This window comes from Mycobacterium kyogaense (assembly GCF_003254575.1).
GTDB classification, from domain to species: domain Bacteria; phylum Actinomycetota; class Actinomycetes; order Mycobacteriales; family Mycobacteriaceae; genus Mycobacterium; species Mycobacterium kyogaense.
Genome location: NZ_QJUA01000094.1, coordinates 1 through 1,947, shown reverse-complemented (window position 1 = coordinate 1,947; position 1,947 = coordinate 1). Strand labels below are relative to the sequence as shown.

The following is a 1,947-nucleotide window of genomic DNA, read 5'->3' as shown; positions in this document are numbered from 1 at the left end:
GTGGCGCCGGCGGGCAGGGTATTCAGGGCGGGGACGGCGGTGCCGGTGGAGGCGCCATGAACTACGGGCTCGGCCAGGCGCTCCCGGGCGTCGGCGGAAACGGAGGCAACCGCAACACCGCCGGTCTGCCTGCGCCGCAAGCGCCGGCCCCGGACACGAGATCCGGTGGCGCCGGCGGTGCGGGCGGCGCAGCTTACATCTACAACAGCGACTCGTCGCAACAGGCCATCGGTGCCAGCGGCGGATCCGCAGGCAGCGGCGGAGCGACTTATTACTCTGGCGCGACCTATTCGGGTAGTGGAACCGGCGGCAACGGCGGCAGCGCCACGAACTACGGCAGCGGCAATGCGTACGGCGCGGCTGGCCGGGTCGGCAGCACGGGCAACAATGGCGGAGACGGCGGCAACGGCGGCGACGCAATCATTCTCGGCACCGGGCTGGCGTACGGCGGCTTAGGCGGCAACGGCGGCAACGGAACGAACGGTTACGGGGGCAACGGCGGCGCTAGCGGCAGCTCTTACATCTACAACAGTGTTTCGGGCGTCGACGTTACGTCGACCGCGGGCGCGCTGGGAGGCAACGGCACGGTCGACGTGTGGATTTCGAGCAACTGGTGGTCGGGGTATTGGCGGTCCGCCGGCGGCCGCGGCGGCGACGCAGGCAACGCGACGACAACTGGCACCGGAAATGTCTACGGCGCCGCCGGCGGACAGGGCGGCATCGGGAATCTCAACAGCACTGTCACCGGGGCGTTCGCGAGCGGCGGTGCGGGCGGCACCGGTGGGTCGGCGGCAACATCCGGAAGCGGGCAGGTCACCGCAGGCGTCGGTGGCAAGGGAGGCAAGGGCACGAGTGCGGGCGGATCCGGAGGTACCGGTGGCAATGCCGCCATCAGCAACGATTCCTCTAATCACGATGTCGTAGGCGCGACCGGCGGTCTGGGCGGTGGCGGCTTCGCTGGCGGAACCGGCGGTGCCGGCGGGACTGCGTCCACAACTGGTACTGGAAACGCGACCGGTGGAGCGGGACGTAGCGGCGGTACGGGACCCAACGGCGGCGCCGGCGGCCGCGGCGGCGACGCTTTCATCCATAACGCGACCTCGACCGCGCGAGCCGCGGGCGGAGCCGGCGGCGCAGGCACAGCCGGTCCCGGCGACGGCACTACGACCGGCAATGGTGGCGGCGGCGGACGAGGCGGGGACGCAACCACTGCTGGATTCGGCGAAGCCATCGGCGGCACCGGCGGCACCGGCGGAACCGGCAGCAGCGGCGGCGGCACCGGCGGCACCGGCGGCACCGGCGGTGATTCAACCATCTCGAACACCACATCTACGCGCGACGTCGTCGGCGGCTCCGCCGGGCTCGGCGGCAACGGTCCGTTCGGCGGATCGGGCGGTGGTGGCGGTAACGCCACGACGTTCGGTCTCGGCAACGCGACGGGCGCCGCCGGTCGCAGCGGGACTGTAGGAACGGTCGCCGGCGGCAGCGGCGGTGCCGGCGGTAATGCCACCGTCAACAACAGTGCATCATCTGCCCAGGCGGTCGGAGGAGCCGGCGGCCAAGGCAAGAGTGGCAGCCAGCAAGAGAACATTGGCGGGGGAGGGGCTGCCGGGCGAGCCTCTAACTACGGCGCCGGCGTCGCCAAGGGCGGTAAAGGCGGAAGCGGCGGATACGGCGGAACGGGCGGCTCGGCCTTCGGCTACGGGACCGGTAGCGCCACGGGCGGCGGCGGCGGCGCAGGCAGCGCGGGTGGTTCCGGCGGAGCGGGAGGCATGGCGGTCGTTGGCGGGGCCGGGTACGCCGGCTACACGTCGGGCTGGGCCGGTGTGTACGACTACGCCAATGCCCCGGGCGTCCAGAACAATGGCGACGCCTACTACATCAACAACACCTCCTCTGGAGCGACCGCGACCGGGGGGGGGGGGGGTGCCGGCGGTAGCGCAACGT

Annotated in this window: 1 pseudogene; it reads left to right on the top strand. The window is 71.9% G+C overall.

Annotation, left to right across the window (positions count from 1 at the left end):
- Positions 1–56: 56 nt before the first annotated feature.
- A pseudogene (locus tag DMB80_RS28880) lies at positions 57–1,947 on the top strand (PE family protein); the annotation flags it as partial.